Origin of the sequence: Neptuniibacter sp. QD48_55 (assembly GCF_047778115.1) — a bacterium.
Classification (GTDB): domain Bacteria; phylum Pseudomonadota; class Gammaproteobacteria; order Pseudomonadales; family Balneatricaceae; genus Neptuniibacter.
Window position 1 is genome coordinate 1,401,414 of record NZ_CP180555.1, and the last position, 23,033, is coordinate 1,424,446.

Below are 23,033 nucleotides of genomic sequence, written 5' to 3' on the forward strand. Positions count from 1 at the left end.
AATTTAGTGCAACTACTCAAACTGAAGCGGCAGTCTGAGTAGTTGCTGCTTTAGGTAGCCATAGCGAGATAATCGCCGCTATCAAGAGCATTAAGGATGAGAAGTACAAGCAGGCTTCTAGCCCCCATAGCTGGAATACAGCACCGGAAAGCACTGTCCCGATCAAGCGTCCCATCGCATTGGCCATATAGTAAAAACCTACATCGAGAGAAGTGCCGTCTTTACGTGCATAGCTAACTATTAAGTAGCTATGAAGCGAGCTATTTAGAGCGAAGACAGTTCCGAAAATGCCTAAGCCCACCAGTAGAACCCATACTTCATTAGTGCCTAGGCTTAATGCGAACAACGCTGGTATAAAGCAGAGTATGCCTGCCCACAGTGCAGCACTACGGCCGCTAGGCGGTGTTTTCGATTTTTTACCGGTAATGCTTGGCGCAATAGACTGAATAAAGCCATACATGATGACCCAACCTGCTATCACGCTGCCAACTATCCAAAAATCCCAACCGATGGTTTCACTAAGGTAAACCGGTAAAGCAACCACAAACCAGATATCTCTGGAGGCAAACAGAAACATCCGTGCTGCCGAGAGGATATTGATCGCTCTATTTTTAGAGAAAACCTCTGTGAATTTCGGTTTAGATTTGGATACCCCGAGGCTCTTAGTCAGCAATATCAGACTGCAACAAAGTACAATGATCAAGCCGATAAGCATGATCCACATGGCGCCTTGGAAGCCGACAAGGTGGAGCAAAGCCCCGCCCAAGAAAAAGCCTACACCTTTCAGTGCATTCTTAGAGCCTGTAAGAATAGCTACCCACTTAAATAGTGTGCTTTGTGCGCTTTCATCAACGAGTGATTTAATCGCACTTTTAGCACTCATCTTATTCAGATCTTTAGCTATACCAGAGAGGGCTTGAGCGGCCATCACCCACGCCATGCTTAAGTAATCTGTTGGCAGTGTTAGCATGAGTAGGGCGATGATCTGCAAAGATAGCCCTATATTCATGGTTTTGTTTAAACCAATTCTTGCGCCTAGCCATCCTCCAAATAGATTGGTGACAACTCCGAAGAATTCATAAAACAAAAACAGCAGCGCAATGCTGAGTGCACCGTATCCAAGCTGGTGGAAGTGCAGTACAACTAACATGCGCAACGCGCCATCCGTTAAGGTAAAGGCCCAGTAATTACTGGTAACGACCATGTATTGCCGGATGGCACTGTTGGCAAGATTACTCATTTTTCACAATCAATCGCGATATATTTAGCTAATTCGGCAGTACGGTTTACGTAGCCCCATTCGTTGTCGTACCAAGCGTATAGCTTCAACTGAGTGCCATTCACAACCATGGTGGATAGGGCGTCAATAATGCTGGAGCGCGGGTCAGTACGGTAGTCGATAGAAACTAGCGGACGCTCTTCGTAACCAAGAATACCTTTTAAGGAGTTTTCAGCAGCTTCAGCAAATAAGGCATTTACTTCAGCTTCCGTTGTTTCACGTTCAAGTTCGAAAACCATATCGGTTAGCGAAGCATTCGCTAAAGGAATACGCACGGCATGGCCGTTTAGCTTACCGGTAAGCTCAGGGAAAATTTGAGTAATCGCTTTGGCAGATCCCGTTGTTGTTGGGATAAGGCTCATACCACAAGCACGTGCACGTCTAAGATCTTTATGCGGCGCATCCAAGATCGTTTGTGTGTTCGTGATGTCGTGAATCGTGGTCATTGAGCCGTGTTTGATGCCAAGTTTTTCGTGTACAACTTTAACAACGGGAGCAAGACAGTTAGTCGTGCAGGATGCTGCAGTGACAATTGGAAATTCACCCGGCATATACAGCTGGTGGTTGATACCCATGACTAGGTTAAGTACACCATCCTCTTTCACTGGTGCTGTCACAACAACATGCTTTACACCTTGTTCGGTGTATTTATCTAACAGTGCCTTTTTCTTCATTACACCGCTGGCTTCAAAGACAAGATCGCAGCCAGACCAATCGGTATCTTCGATACGACTATTGTGGGTAATGCTGATCTGCTGATCATTAATGACCATGCCAGTATTGGTTGCGGTAGCTTCGTACTTCCAAGTGCCGTGTACAGAATCAAAATTCATAAGGTGTGCTAATGTAGCGGCATCACCTTGTGGGTCGTTGATCTGTACAAATTCAAATTCTGGCCATTCCCAAGCCGCACGCATTATCAAACGGCCCATCCGACCGAAACCATTAATACCAATTTTGATAGTCATCTTTTTATCACTCACAGCAGCTTTCTGAGGTTAAGCTTTTATTTAATAGTTCTGCTAGCTCTGTTTGGCTAGCTTCATAAGTCTCGTTGATTACGCGCTGGCACCACTCTGGGAGTTGGTTATTCAGACTGTAATAAACCCAGCGGCCTTTGCGGCTATCACTCACAATTCCATGTTCTCTAAGCTGCGCCAGATGTCGCGAAATTTTCGGTTGGCTTAGCTCAAGTAGCGTTGTGAAATCACATACACAGAGGGTTTTGTGGTGATGTATCAGCATTATCAGCTCAAATCGTGTCGTGTCTGATAAGCATTTAAATAGAGTAGTGGCTTGCATATTTAATCCACATATATGTTTTTCCATATATGATGGCAAAAATTTATAGGGCTCGCAATAGCGGTTTAAGTGTCGGTGGTAAGATTTTTGAATGGAATAGGGGAGTAGCTTTCTGCAGGCATAAAAAAACCCCTCTAAAAGAGGGGCAAAAAATGCGTTAACTCATGGCGAGGCCAGAGTTGAAGATGGGATGCAGATGGGCTCGAAAGCTATCACATGTCCTTGATAGCTAAGCCGCAAGTGCATATGTAGTATGTTGAATTTTTGTGCAGTGCAAAATTAAACTTTGGTGCAGAATGTAATCACCTAATTGATACTTCCGTTTAGTTTAGCTGAGTATCAATTAGGTTTGTGTGGTTAAGCGCTTTTCGGGCTATTTACTCAATGATCTGATCATCTTCCAAACGGAAGTGATGTAGTGGGTAAGTGCCCATAATGCGAACATCTTTGGCGAAGAAGTCTAATTCTTGAAGCGCATATTTCATCGCTTTCTGGTCTGGGTGACCTTCGACATCAAGGTGAAAGCTGGTCGCCGTCATCGTATCAGATGCCATGTAGCTCTCTAGTTTCAACATGTTAACGCCATTGGTAGAGAAACCGCCCAGCGCCTTATAAAGTGCCGCTGGAATGTTGCGTACTGTGAACATGATAGATGTCATAAAGCGAGAACCGTTGGTTAGTGCAGGGATATGACTGTCGCGCGCAAGAATCAAGAAGCGGGTAGTATTCCCGGTTTTATCTTGGAAGTTCTCACGGATAATCTCTAGATCATACAACTCAGCCGCTAGACTAGAGGCGATCGCCGCATGGCCTGGCGTTTTCTTCTCGCTTAGTTCTGAAGCTGCGCCTGCTGTATCAAGGCTAGCAACCGGTCTGATGCCAAGTTCATTAATATGGCCATCGCATTGCGCTAGTGCTTGCGGGTGAGATGCCACTGTCGTGATATCTTCTAGTTTTGTACCTTTTGGCGCTAACAAACAGTGGTTCACAGGTTCAAAGTGTTCACCGACAATGTGCAGCTCCGTTTTCGGCATTAAACGGTAGATCTCTTCTACGCGACCCGCTGTTGAATTTTCGAGCGGGATCATCGCTAAACGTGCCTGACCGCGCTCCACCATAAACATCGCATCCGAAAAAGTTGCACAGGCGTTAGCTTCTAATTCTGGATGGGCTTTGCGGCATGAAAGGTGTGAATAAGCACCCGGTACGCCTTGATAAGCAATAATGGCAGGCAGGTTGGTCATGGTCTTTATCTGTTTAACGAAAATTGAGGCGCGTATTATTACACAGAGATAAAAACTCTGTTACTGTTCGCGCAGTTAAATTACCTGCAATTATAGTTTTATGACGCCAGAACGTACTGAAAAACTGCTAAGTGTGCTTAAACGCCGCCAACCTGATCTAAGTTTGATTGCCGATCAAGTGAATAAACCTCGAAATTTATCAGCACTGATTCGAAATTGTGATGCTGTGGGTATTCACAGTATTCATTCCGTTGTGCCTAAAGAGGGTTACCGTACTTACCGTGGTACGGCAAAAGGCAGTGATTTCTACGTTAAAAACAGGCAGCACGAATCAGTCGAATCGGCGATCGAAACGGTTAAAGCTCAGGGCATGAAAGTGGTCGCTGCACATTTCACCGATCAAGCGATCGATTACCGCGAATTTGATTACACTCAGCCATGTGCGCTGTTGATGGGCGCTGAAAAACAGGGTGTGAGTGATATTGCTGCGGATATGGCCGATCAGCACATCATTATCCCGATGATGGGGATGGTGAGCTCGCTCAACGTATCCACGGCTGCCGGTATTATCTTGGTTGAGGCTCAACGCCAACGTATTTTAGCGGGCTTGTATGAAAAACAGCACCTGAGCGACGAAGAGATCTCACGTACCCTGTTTGAGTGGGGCAATCGTGATCTGGCGAAGTTCTGTCGTGATAAAGGGTTAGCTTATCCTCCGCTTGATGGTATTGGTGATGTGATTGACGCGCCGGGCTGGCATCAACGTGTGCAGGCAGGTCAGGCAGATAAATACGATTGGAGCGGCATTGCTGTTTGATTCAATCCCTGAACCCCTGCTAATCTGAGTTTTTGGGTTTCGAATTAATCACTTATGGTCAGACGACTGCTTGTCACGCTTCTCTTTCTATTACTAACGCTTGTCTGTACATGGCAGGTAGTTACCTTTGCGCGTGACTGGACCCTGCAAAACCTGCATCAACAAGGTTCTGATGAACTTTTAAAAGTTATCACCCAGTTAAGATCGGCATTAGACGAGTATCGTTATTTGCCGTTTTTAATCTCTCAAGATACCGATGTTAAAGCCCTTTTGGTTGATCCCTCTCCGAGCATCGCTAGAGAAGTCAGTCTTTATTTAGAGCAGATCAACCTTGTTGCGGGTTCTTCCTCTCTATTTGTTTTGAATTCCGATGGTAATACGGCTGCCTATAGCCATTGGCGGGATGAGCAGGAATTCATTCAACGATCCCATCGTAGGCAAGATTATTATAAACAAGCGTTAGCGGGTAACCGAGGTGGCCAATTTAGCTTGAATGAACATAATCAATCACCCGCTTATTTCTTGTCTTCACCTGTTTATAACGGCACACAATTTTCGGGCGCTGCAGTAGTTCGGGTTGAGCTAGAAGCGATGGTTAAAAAGCTACGCTCCACCGGCGAAGTGATTTTAAGGGATCAAACAGGCACTATTTTCTATACCACTGCACCTTTTAATCGTTTCAAAAGCATCAAAGAACAGGTTAATGTTGAAGTAACCCTGTTAACAAGTGGGGTTGTTACACGGCTTTGGAAGCGAGGTTCAGATCAATGGCTGTCACGCTCCGTAGCGCTAGATGATTTAAGTTGGCAGGTTTCGGTCCTCACTGATACTGAAGTGGTAAAACGGAATGTTAGAAATGCCGCACTGTTTTCCTTTGGTGGTTGTATCGCGCTTGGGCTGTTCGCTTTGTGGTTTAGAGAGAGACAGTTAAAGCTACGCTCGCAGAACGTCACCCGTGAAACTCTAGCGAAAAGTGAAGCGCAACAAAAAGCGATTATTAATAACGCACAAGTTGGCTTACTGCTTATCGATGAAAGAGGTCATATCACTTTTGCTAACGATATGGCGCTGCAGCAGTTTGCTGTTTCTATGCCATTGATCCTTGCTAAACCTTTGTTGGAATTGCTGGCTTCTGATGGGATTACCCCAATTGCGAGGGTGTTGCATCGATTAGGTGAAAAGGGTTTTTCCCCGCTGGTGGGTTATGAGGCGGTAGGTTCTAGAAGTGATGGTACCGAGTTCCCTCTATTGATCTCTATCCGAAAAATGCAGGGGTATGAGGCTAAGCAGTTCCTTGTGACAGTTATCGATATATCCAGACGTAAAGGTTTGGAGATCCAGTTACAGAAAGCCAATGAGTCTCTAGAACACAAAGTTGAAGAGCGGACATTGGCTTTAAGAGAAGCACAAGAAGAGTTAGTTCAGGCCGGTAAAATGGCGGTGCTTGGTCGCATGTCTACGGCAATTGTGCACGAGCTTAATCAGCCACTGACCGCGATTAGAAATTACGTGGCAATCTGCCGACAGGTGATGACTCAACCTGAAATGCTAGAAGAAAGCTTGCTAGAAGTAGATGGGCTTACACAACGCATGGCGCAAATTACTGCTCAGCTCAAAACCTACGCTTACAAAAAGCCAGAACAAAAGCAGCCGGTTTCCATGCAGATGGTGCTCGAAAACTCTCTACAGATGTTCAAGCAGCGTATCGCTGATGAAGATGTGCGGCTCAAGTTGGATCTACCTGAGAAAACACTTTATGTTCTAGGTGATAATGCACGTTTAGAACAGGTTGTGGTTAACCTTGTTAAAAATGCTATTGATGCTATGCAGGGTAGGGCAGATAAAGAGCTTCAGATTGAATTGATAGAAGATAGCAACTCTCAGCAGTTACAACTGCAGGTTATAGATAACGGGGAAGGTATCGATCCTGCGCTATTGGCTAATCTATTTGATCCATTTATCACCTCGAAACCTATGGGCGATGGCCTAGGCTTAGGTTTAGCGATTGTTAAATCCATCATGCGTGATTTAAATGGTGATATCAGTGCAGGGAATACCGAGCAGGGCGGGGCTGTGTTTACCTTGCAATTACCTATTTGTGAAACTAATTAGAGAAGGTCGTAATGACAGATAAGCAATCACCAAATCAGTCATCCAGAGGTACTGTTTTATTGGTAGATGATGAAGCCATGGTGCGGAAATCTACCGAAAAATGGTTACAAATGGCCGGTTTTGATGTGATTGGCTGTGATAGCGGCCAGCAAGCCCTAAGCCATATTCAAATTGATTTTCCAGGTATCGTTGTCAGTGATGTCAAAATGCCAGAGATGACCGGCTTAGAGTTGATGGACAAAATATTGGAGACCGTACCCGGCTTTCCTGTGGTTCTCGTGACTGGTCATGGCGATGTTGATATGGCCATTGGTGCTATGAGAAAGGGTGCTTACGATTTTATCGAAAAGCCTTTTAACCCTGAGCGACTTGTAGAGACAATCCAACGTGCCTGCGAAAAGCGCCGCCTGATGTTGGATAACCTTCGCCTGCAGCAAAACTTAGCGTCTTCCAGTGGTATCGACCAACGCTTAATTGGTATCTCGCCAGCGATCAGGCGCTTAAAGCAAGAGATCCTCACGCTGGCTGATCTAGATACTAATGTCATCATTTACGGCGAAACAGGCACCGGTAAAGAGCTAGTGGCGCAATCACTACACGAATTTAGTCATCGTAAAGACCAGCACTTTGTACCGATCAACTGCGGTGCGATTCCAGAATCTCTAATTGAGAGTGAACTGTTTGGTCACGAAGCAGGTGCCTTTACCGGTGCCGCTAAACGCCGAATCGGTAAGTTCGAGTATGCCAGTGGTGGCACTCTGTTTCTTGATGAGATTGAGAGCATGCCGCTACACCTGCAGATCAAACTGCTGCGTGCACTTCAGGAAGGTGTTATTGAACGTTTAGGTGGTAATTCACCGATTAAAGTCGATCTACGTGTTATTGCTGCGGCTAAAACCGACTTGCGAGAAGAGGATGATTTCCGTGAAGACCTTTTCTATCGCCTAAACGTATCGCAGCTGCATATCCCGCCATTACGAGATCGTCTAGAAGATACGCCATTACTGTTTGAGCACTATGTACGCATGACGTCGGAGTCACACGACAAAGAACAACGATCACTGCCCGAACAAGATTTCCGCACTCTGCAAAGTTACCAATGGCCGGGTAATGTTCGTGAGCTAAAAAATATCGCAATGCGATATGCTTTGGATAAGCGCGTGTCGGTCAGTGATATCCTCTTCCCAGATAACAGCACTCTTCAGGCTTCACACCTTGAAGGGGATATAACCCAACCTTTAGCTGTACAGGTTGCAGGTTTTGAAGCCGAAGTAATCAAACGCTCTTTGCAACAGCATCAAGGCAATATCAAAGCGGTGATGGATGCCTTAGACCTGCCAAGACGTACGCTAAACCAGAAGATGGCGAAGTACGGGATAAATAGGGCTGATTACACTTAATTTGAAAAACTCGAAGCTGTACTTATTTTTCGGAAGTTGGATTAAAATTTGGGAAAAGTGGAATAGATTTGCCGTTTTTTCTCAGTGTTACAAGAGAACCTGCAGACCTGAAATTACATGTAAAAAATGAGTGCTTTACTCCTTTGTTCAAGCCATCCATTTGTTGGGTTAAATGAACGAAGCTATAAAACAATGAGATTGTGAGCAATAATTTCAATCTTTTCTATTGGATTATTCAATAATTCCTAATTGGTTAGATACTATTACGGTATTAACGGGGTGAGAAGATTTAGATTTTTCTGCTTTTAGATCTCGCAGCCAGGCTTTTATTTCCCAAAGCGTTATATACATCCAAACTTCGTCTATTTCTTCTGGATGCATGTCTGGTTGGGGTGAGGTAAGTTTAGGGTCGCAGCTATATTCATTTGCGCGACCTCCGTTGTAACAGTACATATTTTCATAACTTCTAGTTTTGGTTATCTCATATGCTTTTCCTGAGCATCCAACCAATGAAATCAACAGAAATGGAAGGTAGAACCACTGCCCTATACGATTATTCATGCGCACTCATCCTATGATAGCTTTATGCGCGGACTACATACTCGCTTGAAGTCAGTATAGTTATTGAACGATGAATTAGAAAAACAATTGAACGATCAAAGCTCTTTTCTTACCTAACCGCCTAAACTACTTATTGAAGATAGGGAGGATTCGATATGAGTTTTGATCAGATTACGGCGTTCTTTGGCTGGGGTTCAATTTTAAGTATTGCTGTTCTCCTTTTTACTACGCTGGCTTTGATGCTCATGCGCTCGTTGGTTATCCCTCTGCATTCAAAGTTGCTGGGCGTTGGTGAGGAGCACTTACCTGCTTTGTACTTTAAATACTTAGCCAATTTTAAATTGCTGTCGTTATGCCTGTTTATTATTCCTTACCTGTCGTTAAAGGTGATGGGTTATTAAAGCAAGACGCTAACTGGAGAGTTGGTTTTAGTAATTAATAAATTGACAATCGCTGCGCCACCTATGACGATAGCTGTATGAGCATCAAACAAGATCAATATGTAGCACGAATTATCATCATTCCTTAGGAATGGTGGGATGCTTAATGCGCTGAATTTATTAAACCCACCCTAGACGGTGGGTTTATTGTTTCTACCTCTGGGGATATTCGAATAGGAAGCACCTATGAGGAAAGTCGCAGTGTTTGGTAAGCCGGGTAGTGGAAAATCTACCTTGAGCAAAACCTTGGCAAAGGTAACCGGTTTGCCACTTCATCAACTTGATTCACTGTTCTATCAGAAAAGTGGCGAGCCTGTCGCACGTGAAATCTTTGATAAAGCCCATGAAGATATATTGATTTCTGAGAGTTGGATCATCGATGGCTTAGGCCCTTTGGGGGCTTTTAAGAAGCGTTTAGATGCGGCCGATACATTAGTTTATATCGACCTTCCTTATCCGACGAGTTATTGGTTTGTTACTAAGCGGTTGCTTAAAGGAATGTTTATTAAGCCTGAAGGTTGGCCAGAAGGAAGTTCGGTACTGAAAGGCAGTATACAGAGTTATAAAATGTTGCGCCTGTCGCCTTCGTTTTGGAACGATGAATTTATGGCGGAGGTTGAAGGTATGGCTCAGCATAAGACTGCTTTTGTGATCCGTAGCCTCTCAGAACTAAAGGCATTTATAGAGAAACATGCGAGGTAACATGATTAAGTGGCCAGCTATTATTAAGTATCAGGGAGATAATGAACTGACTTATATCTCCAGTGGATCTGAATGGGAAAATGATAAGGACCTACATGCCGTTGTTTATGATGCTGATGACCGTTTAATCGATTCGGATGGCGGCTTATTTTCTCTAGAGGAGAGAGAGGATCGTCTTGTCATGCCAAGGCCAGTCGAAGAGCATTTTGAACTGGAAGAAATGGTGGATTTGATTAGAGCGCATTTCTCTTCAATCGGTGAGTGCTGCGTATCTAAGTTTTCTATTGGCTCAATTGCCGAAGGAATTACTACTGTCGGCCAGTTTGAAGAGAGCTGACATCTAGTAATAATCAGGTCATGGTAGAATTATTCTGTTTGTTGCTTATTTGAGACGAAAAGTAAGTAATAAACCAAAAATTATAAAAACGGTTAGGAAAGAACATGATCAAAAGAATCACAGGTGCAGTCTCTCTTTGTGCAGCGATGATGCTGAGTACCTCAGTTTTTGCAGTTGAGCCAATTCAGCTAAACGGTAAATCTTACGCTTATAACAGCAGCGAAGAGTTCACACACTCGTACTTCACAGGTGCTGATAAAGACAAAGAAAGCTGGAACGAAAAGGTTTCTGTGATTTTCTCTTCTAGCACACGCAGCGAAGATGATCTTGAAGAGCTCGCTAACGATTTACGCGATGGCTATTCGCAGAACGGCCGTTTGGTCAAAGCGATTAAGATAGCGGCTAAAGATGGCGCTTCAACTAAGTTCGTTGTAGTGGGTGTAATGTCTGGTGAAGAGGTAGCAGAAGGGATTATGGCTCGTGCTAGTCTTGTGGATGGTCACAGTGTGGTACTGATGTACTCTCACAGATTTTATAACGAAAACCGTGAGAAAGAGCTTATCGATTGGTTTGAAGCTAATGGCTTTAATATGGAAAAAGAGCTGATTGATTTCACTGCGATCCCTAACAGGGCTGAATTTGCAGCAAAATAGATAAGCATCTATTTTACTAGCTAGATGGTACCTATCTAGTTCACAAAAACGGGCGATCTGTGTTGAGCAGTCGCCCGTTTTTTGTAAAGGTGCTAAGGCGATTGTTCATCAAGGTTCGCTGTATTAAGGCAATGGATAAGATAAAAAGGATTTACCCATCATGAAATCAAAAATTGCTTTATTGCTACTTGTGACAACAGCGGTGGTCAGTTTTCTATTCTTCACATCAAGAACTGTCTATTACACCCAGCAAGATCCATCTGGAAGATATACAGCGATCGTAAGTTACAACACTTATCGATCTTTTACCCCGATGATGCCCGGATCGTCCTCAGATAAACCTGGGTTTATAAAAATTGTAGATCAGCAAAATAATGATTTAGGTGAGATCCCTTTACCTATGTTGCATTTAGCTGATTTGAAATGGACTCAAGAGGGGGCAGAGGTGAAGCTTATTGCTGAGTGGAATTTTACTAAAGGTTACGCCTTTTATTGGGATGAGAGTGGTTCTGAACGAATATTTGTTAGAGGTTCTGATAAGCAATAAGTAAAGATAGAGAGAGTTAGGCTGTAGGGGGAACAAGATTTGATGGTCCTAACTGCCTAATACACTACGGTGTTATCCAATATCTATTATTTTCTGTTGGTGTATTGCGGGGTAACAGCGGGTTATCCAAAACGAAGATTTGTTTGTCTTTCCATTGCTTCATAGGAAATAAACGTGATGTTACTGGGTGGTTTTGAAGGTGCTGATCTAAAGACCCCGAATCTATATTTGCTTCTAAACCTTTGCTAATACGTTCTGCGAGTTCTGGATTTTTTGAGCTCACAAAGAAGTACATTGGAAATGGATAATAGATAACAAAATCTGTGAACAATTTTAAGTTTGGATAGATTGCCAATCTAGCAGCAACTTCACCACCGCCTTCGTGAATGCCACGTGGAAAGAAGTCGCAACGGCCTTCAGCGAGTTCGGCAAACATGTGTTCGTATACCGGATTTCGACGTACAGCCATACCTGCATTTTCTAAAATGTCTGAATCAGGCCAATGAGCACCCTGGCAAGCTGTTAGTTCCTGTAGCTGTTCAAGGCTGGTAATTGCTTTGAATTTTTCCTCATCCTCTGCGCGAATAATACTGGCTCTAAAGCCTAATAGGCCTTTAAGTAAAGGGATACGAATCGGTATAAGTGTTCTTTCACGTGAGATAGACGTTCCAGCCCAGTAAACGTCTAACTTCGAGCCTTTCGTTAGCTCATAAAGGGCACGTCCTTGTTCCATTTGAGAAGAGTATACAACCTGACTTGGACCATATTCGGCAGCAGTGCTTTCCAGAATATTCTGTAAAAGGGTCGTAAAGTAATGATGACTTACATCGTATGAAGATTGAGGTGCGATTGTTTTAATCTGGCTAACCTGATTAGCATGGGCGGGAAGTCCTAAACCGATTAGAAGTAGCAGAAAAATTAAAAATATATTCGACAGTTCTTGCTCTGCTTTCCTTAGCGTTGAGGTAGAAAAGTTAGACAAAAACTTACTAAGCAATGCAGCGCCTCAAATTTGCTATTTGTAATACGAATGAGCGTATTTTGACAAAATTGATTGGAATAATCTATTAGAAAAAAGCAATTGTTACAGTTTTGTTGCAGTGGCGCTGATGGTATAGGAGATTTCAATTAGAAAGAATTAACCAAAAGAAGGAACTGAGTTTCGAAATGGGTTGTTTGAAGCAAAGAAAAAACAGCCATCACTGCTCTTGGTTTCTCTGCTTATAGTAGGATGAAGCAATTACTGACTTAAAACCCATTAAGAATTCTGACGTAATCGTTTAGTTTTGATCGAGATAGGTTGTCAGGTTGAAGATTATCAGCGATGCCCAAGACCATCTGAAGCTGTGAAAGATGGTCTTTGTCTTCTTCGCTGAGTGTTTTAGCGTCATCAGAAATTAGGTATTGCGTAAGTTCCGCTGAGATCGTTTTAATATCTAGTGCAGAATTACTGTTGGTATTACCCAGGTTGTCTAAGACTTTTTTCGCTTTATCCAGCGTTGCTACCAAGCTGTTCTCGCTAGATTCTTCACGCAGTTTACTGTTGAAATCATCAATAAAGTCACTTAACTGACCGACAGTGTCGTCCTGCGCAGTACCTAAGCTTTGCTGGTTACTTAGGTAACGTGATGCTTCACTGTCGTTTAGAAAACCATATTCATTCAGGCGTTGGATAAACGCAGGTGTGATTTTGACGCTTCTTGGACCGCCGCTGAAAAATTCTTCATTCAGTTTTTGAATCTTCTGCGCCCGGTCCGAAAGGTTACTTGGCTGTGTTGAGGCCGTGCTACTTTCTTGTTCGGTTGCCGATGTAGTTGTCGAAGCTGTTTCAGCGGTATTCTGAGTCGTGCCAACCGATGTTTGATGTTGGCCGATGCTGCCTGTAGTCAGGGTCATCAGTATTGCCTTAGCGTCTAGTTAGGTCATTTATCAAAGATACCATTTTCCCTGATAAGTTCCGTTATCTCTATGGGAAAAGTGGTCTTTTTCTGCATTGAATATGCCTTAAGATTCGATTCCCCCGCTAGATAAGCAATTTTTTGCCTACTTTTACGGATACTGAATTTTGCCGGTAGATGCTTATTAGCCTTTAGTCTTGCTTGGAGGTCGAAAAATACTTTCTGACGTTTAATCATTCTTTATATCAACAGCTTCGCCAACTGATCTCTGAATTCTCATCGAGAACTGCTGATTAAATCGAATTTTTGAGCGTAATTTTGCTTATTAGTTGATTTTGGATAAGCAATATTTTGCCTATTGGGATAAGGGGTTTTTGTGGTGCGTTTATAACTGGCTGTTTTTAAATGGTTAATTGTTATTTTTGTTTTCTGGCATAGCCATTGCTATACAGAAGGGGTGTAACTCAAAACTTTATAAAAAACCTCAAACTGGAGAAGGGTAAGAGGATGACAATAACAAAACGCACTTTTATTAAAGGTATGGGCGTAGCCCTAGCAATGAGTACAGCTATGGGCGCTGCAGGTCTAGCACAGGCTGATGACAAGCGCTCTTACATTTTGGCTACAGCGTCTACTGGCGGTACTTACTACCCAGTAGGTGTAGCGTTGGCGACACTAACTAAAGTTAAGCTAGAGCCAAAACACAAAATTTCTATGTCTGCGATCAACTCAGCAGGTTCGGGTGAGAACGTTAAACTGTTGGGCGAAAACGAAGCTCAGTTTGCGATCCTACAAGGCCTTTACGGCGCGTGGGCTTGGAATGGTGAAGGGCGTTTAAAAGAGACTGGCGCTAACAAAAACCTTCGTTCTGTAACTATGCTATGGCAGAACGTTGAGCAGTTTGTGGTTAAAAGTGACCTAGCTAAAACAGGTACTATTTCTGATATTACTGCTTTCGAAGGCAAAAAATTCTCAATTGGTAAGAAGAACTCCGGTACAGAAGGTTCTGGTCGAACAATTCTTGGCAATCTAGATGTTAACGTTGATGGCTTTAACCTAGCGCACATGGGTTACGGTGCATCTGCTGATGCGCTTCAGAACGGTACAATCGAGGGTATGAACATCCCATCTGGTGTTCCAACATCTGCGATTACACGTGCGTATGCTGCACTAGGTAGCGATATTACTGTTCTTAACTTTACTGATGAGCAGATCAAAGAAGCGAACGGTGGCTACCAGCTTTGGACTCGTTATGAGATTCCAGCGAACACTTACCCTGGTCAAACTAAAGCTATCAACACAATGGCGCAGCCTAACTTCCTAGCGGTACGTGATGATATCTCCGAAGAAGATGTATACCTACTAACTAAAACTGTTTATGAAAACCTACCGTTCCTAAACGGTATTCATAAAGCGACTAAAGCGATGGCACTAGAAAAGGCGATTGCTGGTCTTCCTGTACCACTTCACCCAGGTGCAGCGCGTTACTACAAAGAAAAAGGTATCAACATACCTGAGCACCTAATGGCGAAATAAGCTGAAGAGAAGACTCTTCAGAGGAACTAAACGTTGACGGTGTGGTCATTTAGTTTAGTTCCCAGCTTTTAGGTTCGACCCGGTGCAGACTCAGTTACCAGCGAGACTGAGATCTGCACCACCCTAATTCCTATATTACGATCATGGTCATCCGAGCTCGGAAGGGAATCGGCTGGCCGTAGTATCAGCGTGAGCGATCAGAAAGCATGGCTACAGAAACGTCTGTTACCGACCAAGAAGTCAGTGAAAAATTAAAAGGGCTTGAGTTAGCACAGCGTCCAGAACAGTCGCTAACAGGGCGAGCGGTTTATTGGATTGGCGTAATGTTCGCCATAGCTCATATCTACTTCAATACTCTGGGTACTTGGTCAGAGCTTTATGTCTCTGCCATCCACTTCGGCGGTTTTGCGCTGATGTGTGGTTTGATGGTACCGATGTTCAAAGGTGGTAGCGAGGCTAAGCAGAAGCTTGGTTTAGTGTTAGATGTTTTGTTAGGCATCGCCGCTATTGTCTGTGCGCTTTACCTTATCGGTTTTGAAGATGCGCTTTATGACCGAGGTGTGAAGTTTGCCCAGTGGGATTGGGTATTCTCTGTATGCGCAATCTTTATTGCCTTAGAAATGGCGCGAAGAACAACAGGGTGGTTTATCCCTTGTTTGATCCTGGCTGCGCTGACTTATGTGTTTTGGTGGGGTAAGTATATCGATGGTATTTTCGGCTTTGCCGGATTAAGCCTTGAGACTCTTCTATATCGATCTTATTTCTCTTCAGAAGGTATGTTCGGTCAGATCGCACGTATCTCCTGGACCTATGTATTTATGTTTATCCTGTTCGGAGCTTTCCTCGTTAAGTCCGGTGCAGGTGATTTTATTATTGATCTATCCCGCTGTGCAGCAGGCCGATTTGTTGGTGGCCCTGGCTTCGTAGCGGTATTGGGTTCTGGCCTAATGGGGTCTGTATCAGGTTCTTCTGTAGCAAATACGGTATCTACGGGTGTAATCACTATCCCTCTTATGAGAAAGGCGGGTTTCCCTGCAAGGTTCTCGGCCGGGGTTGAGGCTGCAGCATCCACGGGTGGGCAGTTAATGCCTCCGGTTATGGGTGCGGGTGCGTTTATCATGGCGTCTTACACTCAGATCTCTTATCTGGATATCATTGCCATTGCTGCACTTCCTGCGTTGTTGTATTTCCTATCTGTAGGCTTCTTCGTTCGTGTTGAAGCAAAACGTAGCCACGCTCATGCGGTTGAGTTAGATACACGCCCGATTGGTGAAGTATTTAAAGAGGGCTGGCACTTCCTGCTTCCTTTGGTTGTTCTAGTCGCACTGCTTATCTATGGCTTCACGCCAACCTATGCTGCCGGCTTGTCGATTATCTCGGTGATTGTTTCATCTTGGTTATCCAAGAACCCAATGGGGCCTAAAGCAATTTTGGATGCTTTAGCGCAAGGTTCAAAAAACATGGCGACCACTGCAATGCTTCTGATCTCAGTAGGCTTGGTTGTGAATGTGGTTGCGATGACCGGTATCGGTAATACCTTCTCACTGATGGTGACTGACTGGGCGAGCGGTAGCTTGTTTATCACCTTGGTATTGGTTGCTTTAGCATCGCTTATCTTAGGTATGGGCTTACCGGTTACGGCGGCTTATATCGTATTGGCAACGCTTTCTGCGCCAGCGCTTTATGGTTTGATGGCTGAAAGCCGACTGTTGGATATGATCGTTGAGGGCACATTGCCTGAGGCAGCTAAAACCATCTTTATGTTGGTGGATATGGAGAAGGTCGCATTATTGTCGGCCCCTATGAGCGAAGTAGATGCTAAGGCATTGTTAGATCTAGTACCTGCAGATTTCAAAGGTCAGCTGCTAGAGCAGGCGATGGCACCGGAAGTGTTGGCGATGATTCTACTGTCAGCGCACATGATTATCTTCTGGTTGTCACAAGACTCTAACGTTACGCCACCGGTTTGCTTAACGGCGTTTGCTGCAGCTGCTATCGCAAAAACACCGCCAATGGCAACAGGCTTTACTGCTTGGAAGGTAGCGAAAGGTTTGTATATCGTGCCGCTTCTATTTGCTTATACCAACTTTATTGGTGGTACAGCGATGGAGGTGTTTAGCATCTTTATCTTCGCTGTCTTCGGCTTGTATGCCTTTGTTGGCTTTATGGAAGGCTATTTAGAAGGGAAGTTGAATATTGTTCTGCGTATAATCTGTGGCGCTCTGGCAGTTGCTCTGCTTTGGCCGCACGGTGAAGTGCTGATTAATTTGGTTGCTGCGGCGTTGTTCGCTGTGATCTTTATGTATAGCCGTCGTTTTGCTGATTCAGAAGGTAGTGCTGCATAGCACAGCCTTCGAGTACTGACTTAAGGATATTAGGTGTGAGCCTGACTTCAGATAAAAAAATATATGATTTCATTGTCATCGGTGGCGGTATTCTAGGGATGTCGACTGCGTGGCAATTACAGAAAAAGTATCCAGGCAAATCGGTCTTGGTGATAGAAAAAGAGTCCAGCGCGGCTCAGCATCAAACGGGTCATAATTCGGGTGTGATTCACGCCGGTGTTTATTACAAGCCGGGCAGCTTGAAAGCACGTTTCTGTAAAGAAGGTAACGTAGCTACTAAAGCGTTTTGTCGTGAACACGATATTCCGTTTGATGAGTGCGGCAAGCTTTTAGTTGCTACAAACCAGAAAGAGCTAGAGCGCATGCAGGCCCTTGTTGGTCGCTGTACTGAAAATGGCATCGAGATTGAGGTGTTAGACCAAGCGCAACTACGTGAGCGTGAACCTAATATTACCGGTGTAGGTGCCATCTTTGTGCCTTCTACAGGTATTGTCTGTTACACACAGATCTCCAGTAAGATGGGTGAACTGGTTGAGCAGGCAGGTGGTGAAGTTCGCTTTAATACTCGCGTTACAGGTATCGAAGAGTTCGCGGATCGCGTGACTGTTTTTGCTGAAAATGAGCGTTTCCAAGGACGCTTTTTAGTGAGCTGTTCGGGGCTCCAGTCTGATCGTATTGTTGAGATGATGGGGTTAGAACCTGACTTCCGTATCATTCCATTCCGTGGTGAATATTATCTGTTAGATGAGCAACACAATCAGATAGTTAATCATCTAATCTACCCGATCCCAGATCCTGACCTGCCGTTCTTGGGCGTACATCTGACTCGTATGATCGATGGTACGGTAACAGTCGGTCCTAACGCCGTATTAGCGTTCAAACGTGAAGGTTACAAAAAGACGGATATCAGTTTGAAAGATAGCTTCGAGATGCTGACCTATCCGGGGATGATCAAGCTGCTATTCAAGCACTTTAAGGCAAGTATGACGGAGTTGAAAAACTCAATTTCGAAACCGGGATATTTAAAGCTGGTTCAGAAATACTGTCCGTCATTGACGCTAGATGATATGAAAGAGTACCCAGCGGGTATTCGTGCTCAGGCGGTTTCTAAAAGCGGGGATGTTATCGATGACTTCTTGTTTATGAATACGAGCAGGGCGTTAGCGGTATGTAACGCGCCTTCGCCAGCTGCAACTTCTGCTATACCGATTGGTCAGCATATTGTTGAACAGGTGAGTGTGTTAGTAGAGAAATAAAGCTTTTTTGACTACAACGGGCTTTATACGTCGAAGCGTGTGAAGCCCGTACTTTTCTGATGACGGTAGCCAAAGTGTTCAGCTTGGTTTTCGCACTCTTCACGAAGTTTATAGTGAGCGATCATCAGATCCTTACAGATCTCACACCACTTTTTCGCATCTGGCTTACCTAGTTTCTCTAATTGCTCTTGGCTAGGGTTGCCATCCGTTGCAATGATAGTTTTCATGCAATCCTTACAATGATCCATCCGTATTTCCCACCGTAGTTATAGTTCTTATATTTTTGTATGCAGCCTAGTCGCTAATTGTAGGTTTTGTTATCAGAAAAATTCTTAATTTACTGATTTTTCGACTATTTGATGAGTGTCATGCTAGTGTTTCAGTTAATTGGTCTTTTCTGTAAACCAATAAGCAAGGATGTGAAATGAGCTTTATAGCATTATCGTTTATCTCTGTTTTTCTCTTGATATTGTATTGGCAATTGCGACAACGAAAGGTCAAGAAGCAACGCCGAGAACTGATCGAGAGTTATGTCTTCCCTGAGCGCTTAACAGTAGAACTAAGAAAGCGCTATCCACACCTTTCTGATGCTGATTGTGACAAGGTAATGGAAGGGCTAAGAGAATTCTTTTTGATCAGCCTAGCAGCAAAAAACAGAGCCATAGCTATGCCATCGCAGGCAGTGGATGTGGTATGGCATGAGTTTATTCTGTTTACCCGTGATTATGAGTTGTTCTGTTCAAGAGCGTTTGGGAGATTCCTACATCACACCCCCGCAGAAGCGATGAAAAAACCAACCCAAGCGCAAGAAGGGATTAAACGGGCTTGGAAATATTCTTGTTTACGCGAGGGGATTGACTCTAAGGCACCGACACGTTTACCTCTTTTGTTTGCGATTGATGCTGAACTAAAAATTGAGGATGGCTTTACCTACCAGTTAAATTGCAAAGGTCGTGAAAACGATGGCTACTGCGCCAGCCATATCGGCTGCGGAGGTGGCGGATGTAGTTCTGGTGGCGACTCCGGCTGCGGAGGAGGTTGCGGCGGCGATTAATCGCTACCGCACATCAATGCCTTTAGGTCTTCGCGCAGTCCAATAGTGTTTCTGCCAGTACGGGTTATCCAATCGGCTGATGATCACCCCTTTACTGGTAGAAGCATGTAAGAATTGGCCTTCTTGAACATAGATCCCCACATGCCTTTGTTTATAGCCTGTTTGGAAGAAGACTAAATCTCCCGCCTTTAACTGACCTTTAGCGATGTTGGAACCACTGCCCAGTTGATCCCGCGTCGTACGTGGAATATCTACACCAAACTGATCTCGGAAAGTAACTTGGGTAAATGCAGAACAATCGATACCTGATCTAGTGTTTCCACCAAGACGATAGGGCGTTCCTACCCAACTATTATATTGATCAAGTAAAGCTTGGCTCACAGGTGATTGCGCCTGCAGAGATAGAGTTGGAGCAGACGACTGTTTTAACGTACTTGAGCAGCCGCTTAAAACAACACCGGTTAGTATAAGAACGATAGGAGTATAAAATTTCTTCAAATTTCACCTTCTTTTCGCATAGATCAGGGTTGCGAACAGTATAACGCCAACTAAAATTTACAAAAGCTTAAAACCGTTTGGCTTTCGGGCTGTAACTGCCTATTATGCCCAGCTATTTTTCCAGCCCTTAGTAAGCGAAGAGTTCATGACAGAAGATTTTCAGGTCGGCCAACGTTGGTACAGCTATACAGAAGCTGAGTTAGGTTTAGGTGTAGTCACTGAATTGGTTAATCGCAGTGTAACGATTTTTTTCCCTGCCATTGGTGAAGAGCGCACCTACGCGCAAAGCAATGCTCCATTAAGCCGTATTGTTTATCCGATTGGTGACCAGATTTCCGATGATGATGGTCTGTCTATCACTGTTACTGAACATCAAGAAAGTAAAGGCTGTGTTATCTATTTTGGTGATGATGCCGAAGGTAACGAGCAGATTATTCATGAAGCGTCGTTAGAAAGTGCGGTTCATTTCAGCAAACCTTATGAGCGCTTGTTTGCTGGCCAGATCGACAAGCTTCGTCACTATGAACTTCGTCAAGAAACTTTAAAGCTACAACATCAGCACCAGAACTCTGCTGCTTACGGTTTGATTGGTCCTCGTGTTCAGTATTTACCGCACCAGTTCTATATCGCTTCTGAAGTGGGTAAGCGTACTGCACCACGCGTATTGCTAGCCGATGAAGTAGGTTTGGGTAAAACCATTGAAGCGGGTCTGATTCTGCATCAGCAGCTTGTTTCTGGTCTAGCGAGTCGAGTGCTGGTGGTTGTACCTGATAGCTTGATTCACCAGTGGCTGGTGGAAATGTTGCGTCGTTTTAACCTGCATTTTTCTATTATGGATGAAGGCCGTTGCGCTGAAAGTGAAGGTAATCCATTCGAGTCGGCTCAATTGGTATTAAGCCCATTGTCTTTGTTTACTCAGCATGAGAAGCACCTTGAACAAGCTGTAGAAGCGGGTTGGGATCTTATGGTGGTGGACGAAGCTCACCACCTAGGTTGGAGCGAAGAGGGCGCGAGTCACGCTTATACCTGCATTGAGAGTCTTGCTCAGCATGTAAAAGGCCTACTGCTTTTGACTGCAACGCCTGAGCAGCTGGGTATCGAGAGCCACTTTGCGCGTTTACGCTTACTCGATCCAGACCGTTATTACGATCTGCAAAAATTCATCGAAGAAGAGCAGGCTTTCAAATGCGTTAACCAGTTGATCGAAACGCTACAGAATCCAGACGGTTGGGATGAAGCGTTGAAAGATGAAGCCTTTACTGCGTTATTACACCAGTATCTCGGCGATGAGATGGCTGATCAGCTGGAAATTCACAAAGATGATGATTCTGAAGAACGCGAACAGTTAATTGAGAAAACCGTACGCACTCTGTTAGATCAGCACGGTACAGGCCGAGTACTTTTCCGTAATACCCGTGAAAGTGTACAAGGCTTCCCTGAACGTAAGTTACACAGCTACGAACTACCGCTACCGGACGCATATAAAGAAGTAATTTCTGATGCACCAATGGAGCGTCAGCTACACCCAGAATCTTTGATCGGTAATGGTGAAGGTTCAGCTTGGTTGTTGGAAGACAACCGAGCTGACTGGTTGATCAAATGGTTGGACGATTACAAAGGTGAAAAGGTTCTAGTGATTTGTGCGCACGCGCAAACAGCTATTACTCTAGAGAAGCAGCTACGTCTATTTGAAGGTAAGCGCACAGCACTGTTTCACGAAGGCATGAGCCTGGTTGAACGTGACCGCGCTGCGGCGTACTTTGCTGATTCTGAGCAGGGTGCTCAGCTGCTGATCTGTTCGGAGATCGGCAGTGAAGGGCGTAACTTCCAGTTTACACACCACATGGTGATGTTCGATCTACCAATGAATCCAGATCTTCTTGAGCAGCGTATTGGTCGTCTTGACCGTATCGGTCAGCTTCAAGATGTAAATATACATGTGCCTTATTTCGCAGGTAGTGCGCAATCGGTGCTGCTACGTTGGTACGCAGAAGGCCTAGGTGCGTTTGAGCAGGTTTGCCCAACCGGTCAGTCATTGTTGCAGCAATATGCCGCGCAGTTACATGAGTGCATGGAAAACCCGTTAGATCAGACTGCTGTTGATTCACTCATCGATGAAACGGCTCAAACTCAATCAGCGTTGTTAGCTGAATTGCAGGAAGGCCGTGATCGTTTACTAGAGTTGAACTCCTGCAACGCTGATATGGCTGAAGAGTTGTTAGATGCGGTTGAAGAAGATAGCCAGCCAGGCAAGCTGGCTTCCTTTATGGGCCGTATCTTTGATCACTTTGGTGTAGAGCAAGAAACAACTGGCATTAATGGTGTGATCCTTCATCCGGGCGATCATATGCTGAATAGCCATTTCCCAGGTTTACCTAGTGATGGCATGACAGCTACCTTCCAGCGTAACGAAGCACTGTCTCGTGAAGATATGCATTTCCTAAGCTGGGAGCACCCTATGGTGTCTGGCGGTATGGAGATGATGCTAGAGGGGAGCTACGGTAGCTCAACACTATGTACAATGAAGCTGTTACCACTGAAAGCGGGTAGCTTGTTGATTGAAGCAGTCTTCCGCATCCATTCAATTTCTGATCGTTCTCTGCAACTGCAGCGTTACCTTCCAGATGCTTGTGTTCGTCGAGTGATCGATAGCAATGGCAACGATCTAACGGGTGTTATTACCGAACAGCACTTCGCTACCTTGGGTAAGCGTGTAGGTAAGAACGTTGCTTACAATTTAGTAAAACACACTCGTGATGAGATCACAGAGCTTGTAACTAAGTTAGAAGCACAGGTTGAGCAGACAGAAAAGGATCTGTTAGCACAAGCCAAAGCATCGATTGCTGAGCAAATGGAAACTGAGTTGGATCGTTTAAAAGCCTTAGCTAAGGTGAACCCAAATATCCGTGATGAAGAACTAGAAGCGCTGACCATTCGCGAAGAAGACCTGCTAGCTGCTGTTGATGGTGCTTCATTGAAGATGGACTCAATTCGTATCGCCGTAGTGACACATGAGTGATCGCTAGAAGCTCGTGTTAGCATTCTCTTAAAA

General features: G+C 44.4%; 22 protein-coding genes. 13 read left to right on the top strand and 9 right to left on the bottom strand.

Going from position 1 to position 23,033, the window contains the following annotated elements:
• Positions 1–16: 16 nt before the first annotated feature.
• From arsJ to ACMXYW_RS06420, 4 genes are all read right to left on the bottom strand, one after another.
• The gene (gene arsJ / locus ACMXYW_RS06405; RefSeq protein ID WP_415905627.1) at positions 17–1,240 is read right to left on the bottom strand and encodes an organoarsenical effux MFS transporter ArsJ; all 1,224 of its coding nucleotides are present in this window, start codon (positions 1,238–1,240) and stop codon (positions 17–19) included.
• Positions 1,237–2,247 carry an ArsJ-associated glyceraldehyde-3-phosphate dehydrogenase gene (locus ACMXYW_RS06410; RefSeq protein ID WP_415905875.1) on the bottom strand — a complete coding sequence of 337 codons (1,011 nt, stop codon included), beginning with the start codon at positions 2,245–2,247 and terminating at the stop codon, positions 1,237–1,239. Before ACMXYW_RS06410 ends, arsJ begins: the two co-directional genes overlap by 4 nt.
• 7 nt (positions 2,248–2,254) lie before the next feature.
• Positions 2,255–2,581 carry a metalloregulator ArsR/SmtB family transcription factor gene (locus ACMXYW_RS06415; RefSeq protein ID WP_415898544.1) on the bottom strand — a complete coding sequence of 109 codons (327 nt, stop codon included), beginning with the start codon at positions 2,579–2,581 and terminating at the stop codon, positions 2,255–2,257.
• 377 nt (positions 2,582–2,958) lie between these two features.
• Entirely contained in the window at positions 2,959–3,825 is an 867-nt protein-coding gene (locus ACMXYW_RS06420; RefSeq protein WP_415905628.1) for a prephenate dehydratase, read from the bottom strand.
• 100 nt (positions 3,826–3,925) lie between these two features.
• Between ACMXYW_RS06420 and trmH the strand changes: the two genes are divergently transcribed.
• The 3 genes from trmH to ACMXYW_RS06435 are packed head-to-tail and all read left to right on the top strand — an operon-like array spanning position 3,926 to position 8,154.
• Positions 3,926–4,642 (top strand): tRNA (guanosine(18)-2'-O)-methyltransferase TrmH, encoded by a 717-nt coding sequence (gene trmH, locus ACMXYW_RS06425; RefSeq protein ID WP_415905629.1) that lies wholly within the window; start codon positions 3,926–3,928, stop codon positions 4,640–4,642.
• 54 nt (positions 4,643–4,696) lie between these two features.
• Positions 4,697–6,754 carry a sensor histidine kinase gene (locus ACMXYW_RS06430; RefSeq protein WP_415905630.1) on the top strand — a complete coding sequence of 686 codons (2,058 nt, stop codon included), beginning with the start codon at positions 4,697–4,699 and terminating at the stop codon, positions 6,752–6,754.
• Positions 6,755–6,765: 11 nt separating this feature from the next.
• Positions 6,766–8,154: a sigma-54-dependent transcriptional regulator gene (locus tag ACMXYW_RS06435; protein WP_415898540.1), complete on the top strand. Its 1,389-nt coding sequence runs from the start codon at positions 6,766–6,768 to the stop codon at positions 8,152–8,154.
• 231 nt (positions 8,155–8,385) lie between these two features.
• On the opposite strand, the gene ACMXYW_RS06440 is transcribed toward ACMXYW_RS06435, so the two are convergent.
• A complete protein-coding gene (locus tag ACMXYW_RS06440; protein ID WP_415898539.1) occupies positions 8,386–8,715 on the bottom strand; it encodes a hypothetical protein in 330 nt (109 codons plus the stop codon).
• A 155-nt stretch (positions 8,716–8,870) separates the two neighbouring features.
• Between ACMXYW_RS06440 and ACMXYW_RS06445 the strand changes: the two genes are divergently transcribed.
• The 5 genes from ACMXYW_RS06445 to ACMXYW_RS06465 all read left to right on the top strand — a co-directional run bounded on the left by ACMXYW_RS06445 (position 8,871) and on the right by ACMXYW_RS06465 (position 11,394).
• Positions 8,871–9,116: a DUF6868 family protein gene (locus ACMXYW_RS06445; RefSeq protein ID WP_415898538.1), complete on the top strand. Its 246-nt coding sequence runs from the start codon at positions 8,871–8,873 to the stop codon at positions 9,114–9,116.
• 225 nt (positions 9,117–9,341) lie between these two features.
• Positions 9,342–9,857: a shikimate kinase gene (locus ACMXYW_RS06450; protein WP_415905631.1), complete on the top strand. Its 516-nt coding sequence runs from the start codon at positions 9,342–9,344 to the stop codon at positions 9,855–9,857.
• Between the two features lies 1 nt (position 9,858).
• Positions 9,859–10,194 (top strand): DUF4144 family protein, encoded by a 336-nt coding sequence (locus ACMXYW_RS06455; protein WP_415898536.1) that lies wholly within the window; start codon positions 9,859–9,861, stop codon positions 10,192–10,194.
• 104 nt (positions 10,195–10,298) lie between these two features.
• The gene (locus ACMXYW_RS06460) at positions 10,299–10,847 is read left to right on the top strand and encodes a hypothetical protein (RefSeq protein ID WP_415905632.1); all 549 of its coding nucleotides are present in this window, start codon (positions 10,299–10,301) and stop codon (positions 10,845–10,847) included.
• 160 nt (positions 10,848–11,007) lie between these two features.
• Complete coding sequence (locus ACMXYW_RS06465) at positions 11,008–11,394, top strand: hypothetical protein (RefSeq protein ID WP_415905633.1); 387 nt, start codon at positions 11,008–11,010, stop codon at positions 11,392–11,394.
• Positions 11,395–11,458: 64 nt separating this feature from the next.
• On the opposite strand, the gene ACMXYW_RS06470 is transcribed toward ACMXYW_RS06465, so the two are convergent.
• Both ACMXYW_RS06470 and ACMXYW_RS06475 read right to left on the bottom strand, forming a co-directional pair.
• Positions 11,459–12,391, bottom strand: a complete 933-nt coding sequence (locus ACMXYW_RS06470; RefSeq protein WP_415905634.1) for a hypothetical protein — start codon at positions 12,389–12,391, stop codon at positions 11,459–11,461.
• A gap of 251 nt (positions 12,392–12,642) precedes the next feature.
• On the bottom strand, positions 12,643–13,290 hold the full coding sequence (locus ACMXYW_RS06475) for a hypothetical protein (RefSeq protein WP_415905635.1): 648 nt from the start codon (positions 13,288–13,290) through the stop codon (positions 12,643–12,645).
• Between the two features lie 509 nt (positions 13,291–13,799).
• Here ACMXYW_RS06475 and ACMXYW_RS06480 point away from each other — a divergent pair.
• The 3 genes from ACMXYW_RS06480 (at position 13,800) to lhgO (ending at position 18,429) form a co-directional block, all read left to right on the top strand.
• The gene (locus tag ACMXYW_RS06480; RefSeq protein WP_415898532.1) at positions 13,800–14,828 is read left to right on the top strand and encodes a TAXI family TRAP transporter solute-binding subunit; all 1,029 of its coding nucleotides are present in this window, start codon (positions 13,800–13,802) and stop codon (positions 14,826–14,828) included.
• Between the two features lie 206 nt (positions 14,829–15,034).
• Positions 15,035–17,173, top strand: coding sequence for a TRAP transporter permease (locus ACMXYW_RS06485; protein WP_415898531.1), 2,139 nt, complete (start codon positions 15,035–15,037; stop codon positions 17,171–17,173).
• Positions 17,174–17,232: 59 nt separating this feature from the next.
• The gene (lhgO, locus tag ACMXYW_RS06490) at positions 17,233–18,429 is read left to right on the top strand and encodes an L-2-hydroxyglutarate oxidase (RefSeq protein WP_415905876.1); all 1,197 of its coding nucleotides are present in this window, start codon (positions 17,233–17,235) and stop codon (positions 18,427–18,429) included.
• Between the two features lie 23 nt (positions 18,430–18,452).
• Here lhgO and ACMXYW_RS06495 read toward each other — a convergent pair whose 3' ends face one another.
• Positions 18,453–18,656, bottom strand: coding sequence for a hypothetical protein (locus ACMXYW_RS06495; protein ID WP_415894066.1), 204 nt, complete (start codon positions 18,654–18,656; stop codon positions 18,453–18,455).
• Positions 18,657–18,853: 197 nt separating this feature from the next.
• Here ACMXYW_RS06495 and ACMXYW_RS06500 point away from each other — a divergent pair, with 197 nt between their 5' ends.
• Positions 18,854–19,483 (top strand): glycine-rich domain-containing protein, encoded by a 630-nt coding sequence (locus tag ACMXYW_RS06500; protein WP_415905636.1) that lies wholly within the window; start codon positions 18,854–18,856, stop codon positions 19,481–19,483.
• 3 nt (positions 19,484–19,486) lie between these two features.
• Here the strand turns inward: ACMXYW_RS06500 and ACMXYW_RS06505 are convergent, their stop codons facing one another.
• The gene (locus ACMXYW_RS06505) at positions 19,487–19,981 is read right to left on the bottom strand and encodes an NlpC/P60 family protein (RefSeq protein ID WP_415905637.1); all 495 of its coding nucleotides are present in this window, start codon (positions 19,979–19,981) and stop codon (positions 19,487–19,489) included.
• Between the two features lie 145 nt (positions 19,982–20,126).
• On the opposite strand from ACMXYW_RS06505, the gene rapA reads away from it, so the two are divergent.
• Entirely contained in the window at positions 20,127–23,000 is a 2,874-nt protein-coding gene (gene rapA, locus ACMXYW_RS06510) for an RNA polymerase-associated protein RapA (RefSeq protein WP_415905638.1), read from the top strand.
• Positions 23,001–23,033: the final 33 nt, after the last annotated feature.

Coding starts and splice junctions, on each gene's coding strand:
- arsJ (WP_415905627.1), bottom strand. CDS start 1,240: ATGAGTAATCTTGCCAACAGTGCCATCCGGCAATACATGGTCGTTACC.
- ACMXYW_RS06410 (WP_415905875.1), bottom strand. CDS start 2,247: ATGACTATCAAAATTGGTATTAATGGTTTCGGTCGGATGGGCCGTTTG.
- ACMXYW_RS06415 (WP_415898544.1), bottom strand. CDS start 2,581: ATGCAAGCCACTACTCTATTTAAATGCTTATCAGACACGACACGATTT.
- ACMXYW_RS06420 (WP_415905628.1), bottom strand. CDS start 3,825: ATGACCAACCTGCCTGCCATTATTGCTTATCAAGGCGTACCGGGTGCT.
- trmH (WP_415905629.1), top strand. CDS start 3,926: ATGACGCCAGAACGTACTGAAAAACTGCTAAGTGTGCTTAAACGCCGC.
- ACMXYW_RS06430 (WP_415905630.1), top strand. CDS start 4,697: ATGGTCAGACGACTGCTTGTCACGCTTCTCTTTCTATTACTAACGCTT.
- ACMXYW_RS06435 (WP_415898540.1), top strand. CDS start 6,766: ATGACAGATAAGCAATCACCAAATCAGTCATCCAGAGGTACTGTTTTA.
- ACMXYW_RS06440 (WP_415898539.1), bottom strand. CDS start 8,715: ATGAATAATCGTATAGGGCAGTGGTTCTACCTTCCATTTCTGTTGATT.
- ACMXYW_RS06445 (WP_415898538.1), top strand. CDS start 8,871: ATGAGTTTTGATCAGATTACGGCGTTCTTTGGCTGGGGTTCAATTTTA.
- ACMXYW_RS06450 (WP_415905631.1), top strand. CDS start 9,342: ATGAGGAAAGTCGCAGTGTTTGGTAAGCCGGGTAGTGGAAAATCTACC.
- ACMXYW_RS06455 (WP_415898536.1), top strand. CDS start 9,859: ATGATTAAGTGGCCAGCTATTATTAAGTATCAGGGAGATAATGAACTG.
- ACMXYW_RS06460 (WP_415905632.1), top strand. CDS start 10,299: ATGATCAAAAGAATCACAGGTGCAGTCTCTCTTTGTGCAGCGATGATG.
- ACMXYW_RS06465 (WP_415905633.1), top strand. CDS start 11,008: ATGAAATCAAAAATTGCTTTATTGCTACTTGTGACAACAGCGGTGGTC.
- ACMXYW_RS06475 (WP_415905635.1), bottom strand. CDS start 13,290: ATGACCCTGACTACAGGCAGCATCGGCCAACATCAAACATCGGTTGGC.
- ACMXYW_RS06480 (WP_415898532.1), top strand. CDS start 13,800: ATGACAATAACAAAACGCACTTTTATTAAAGGTATGGGCGTAGCCCTA.
- ACMXYW_RS06485 (WP_415898531.1), top strand. CDS start 15,035: ATGGCTACAGAAACGTCTGTTACCGACCAAGAAGTCAGTGAAAAATTA.
- ACMXYW_RS06495 (WP_415894066.1), bottom strand. CDS start 18,656: ATGAAAACTATCATTGCAACGGATGGCAACCCTAGCCAAGAGCAATTA.
- ACMXYW_RS06500 (WP_415905636.1), top strand. CDS start 18,854: ATGAGCTTTATAGCATTATCGTTTATCTCTGTTTTTCTCTTGATATTG.
- rapA (WP_415905638.1), top strand. CDS start 20,127: ATGACAGAAGATTTTCAGGTCGGCCAACGTTGGTACAGCTATACAGAA.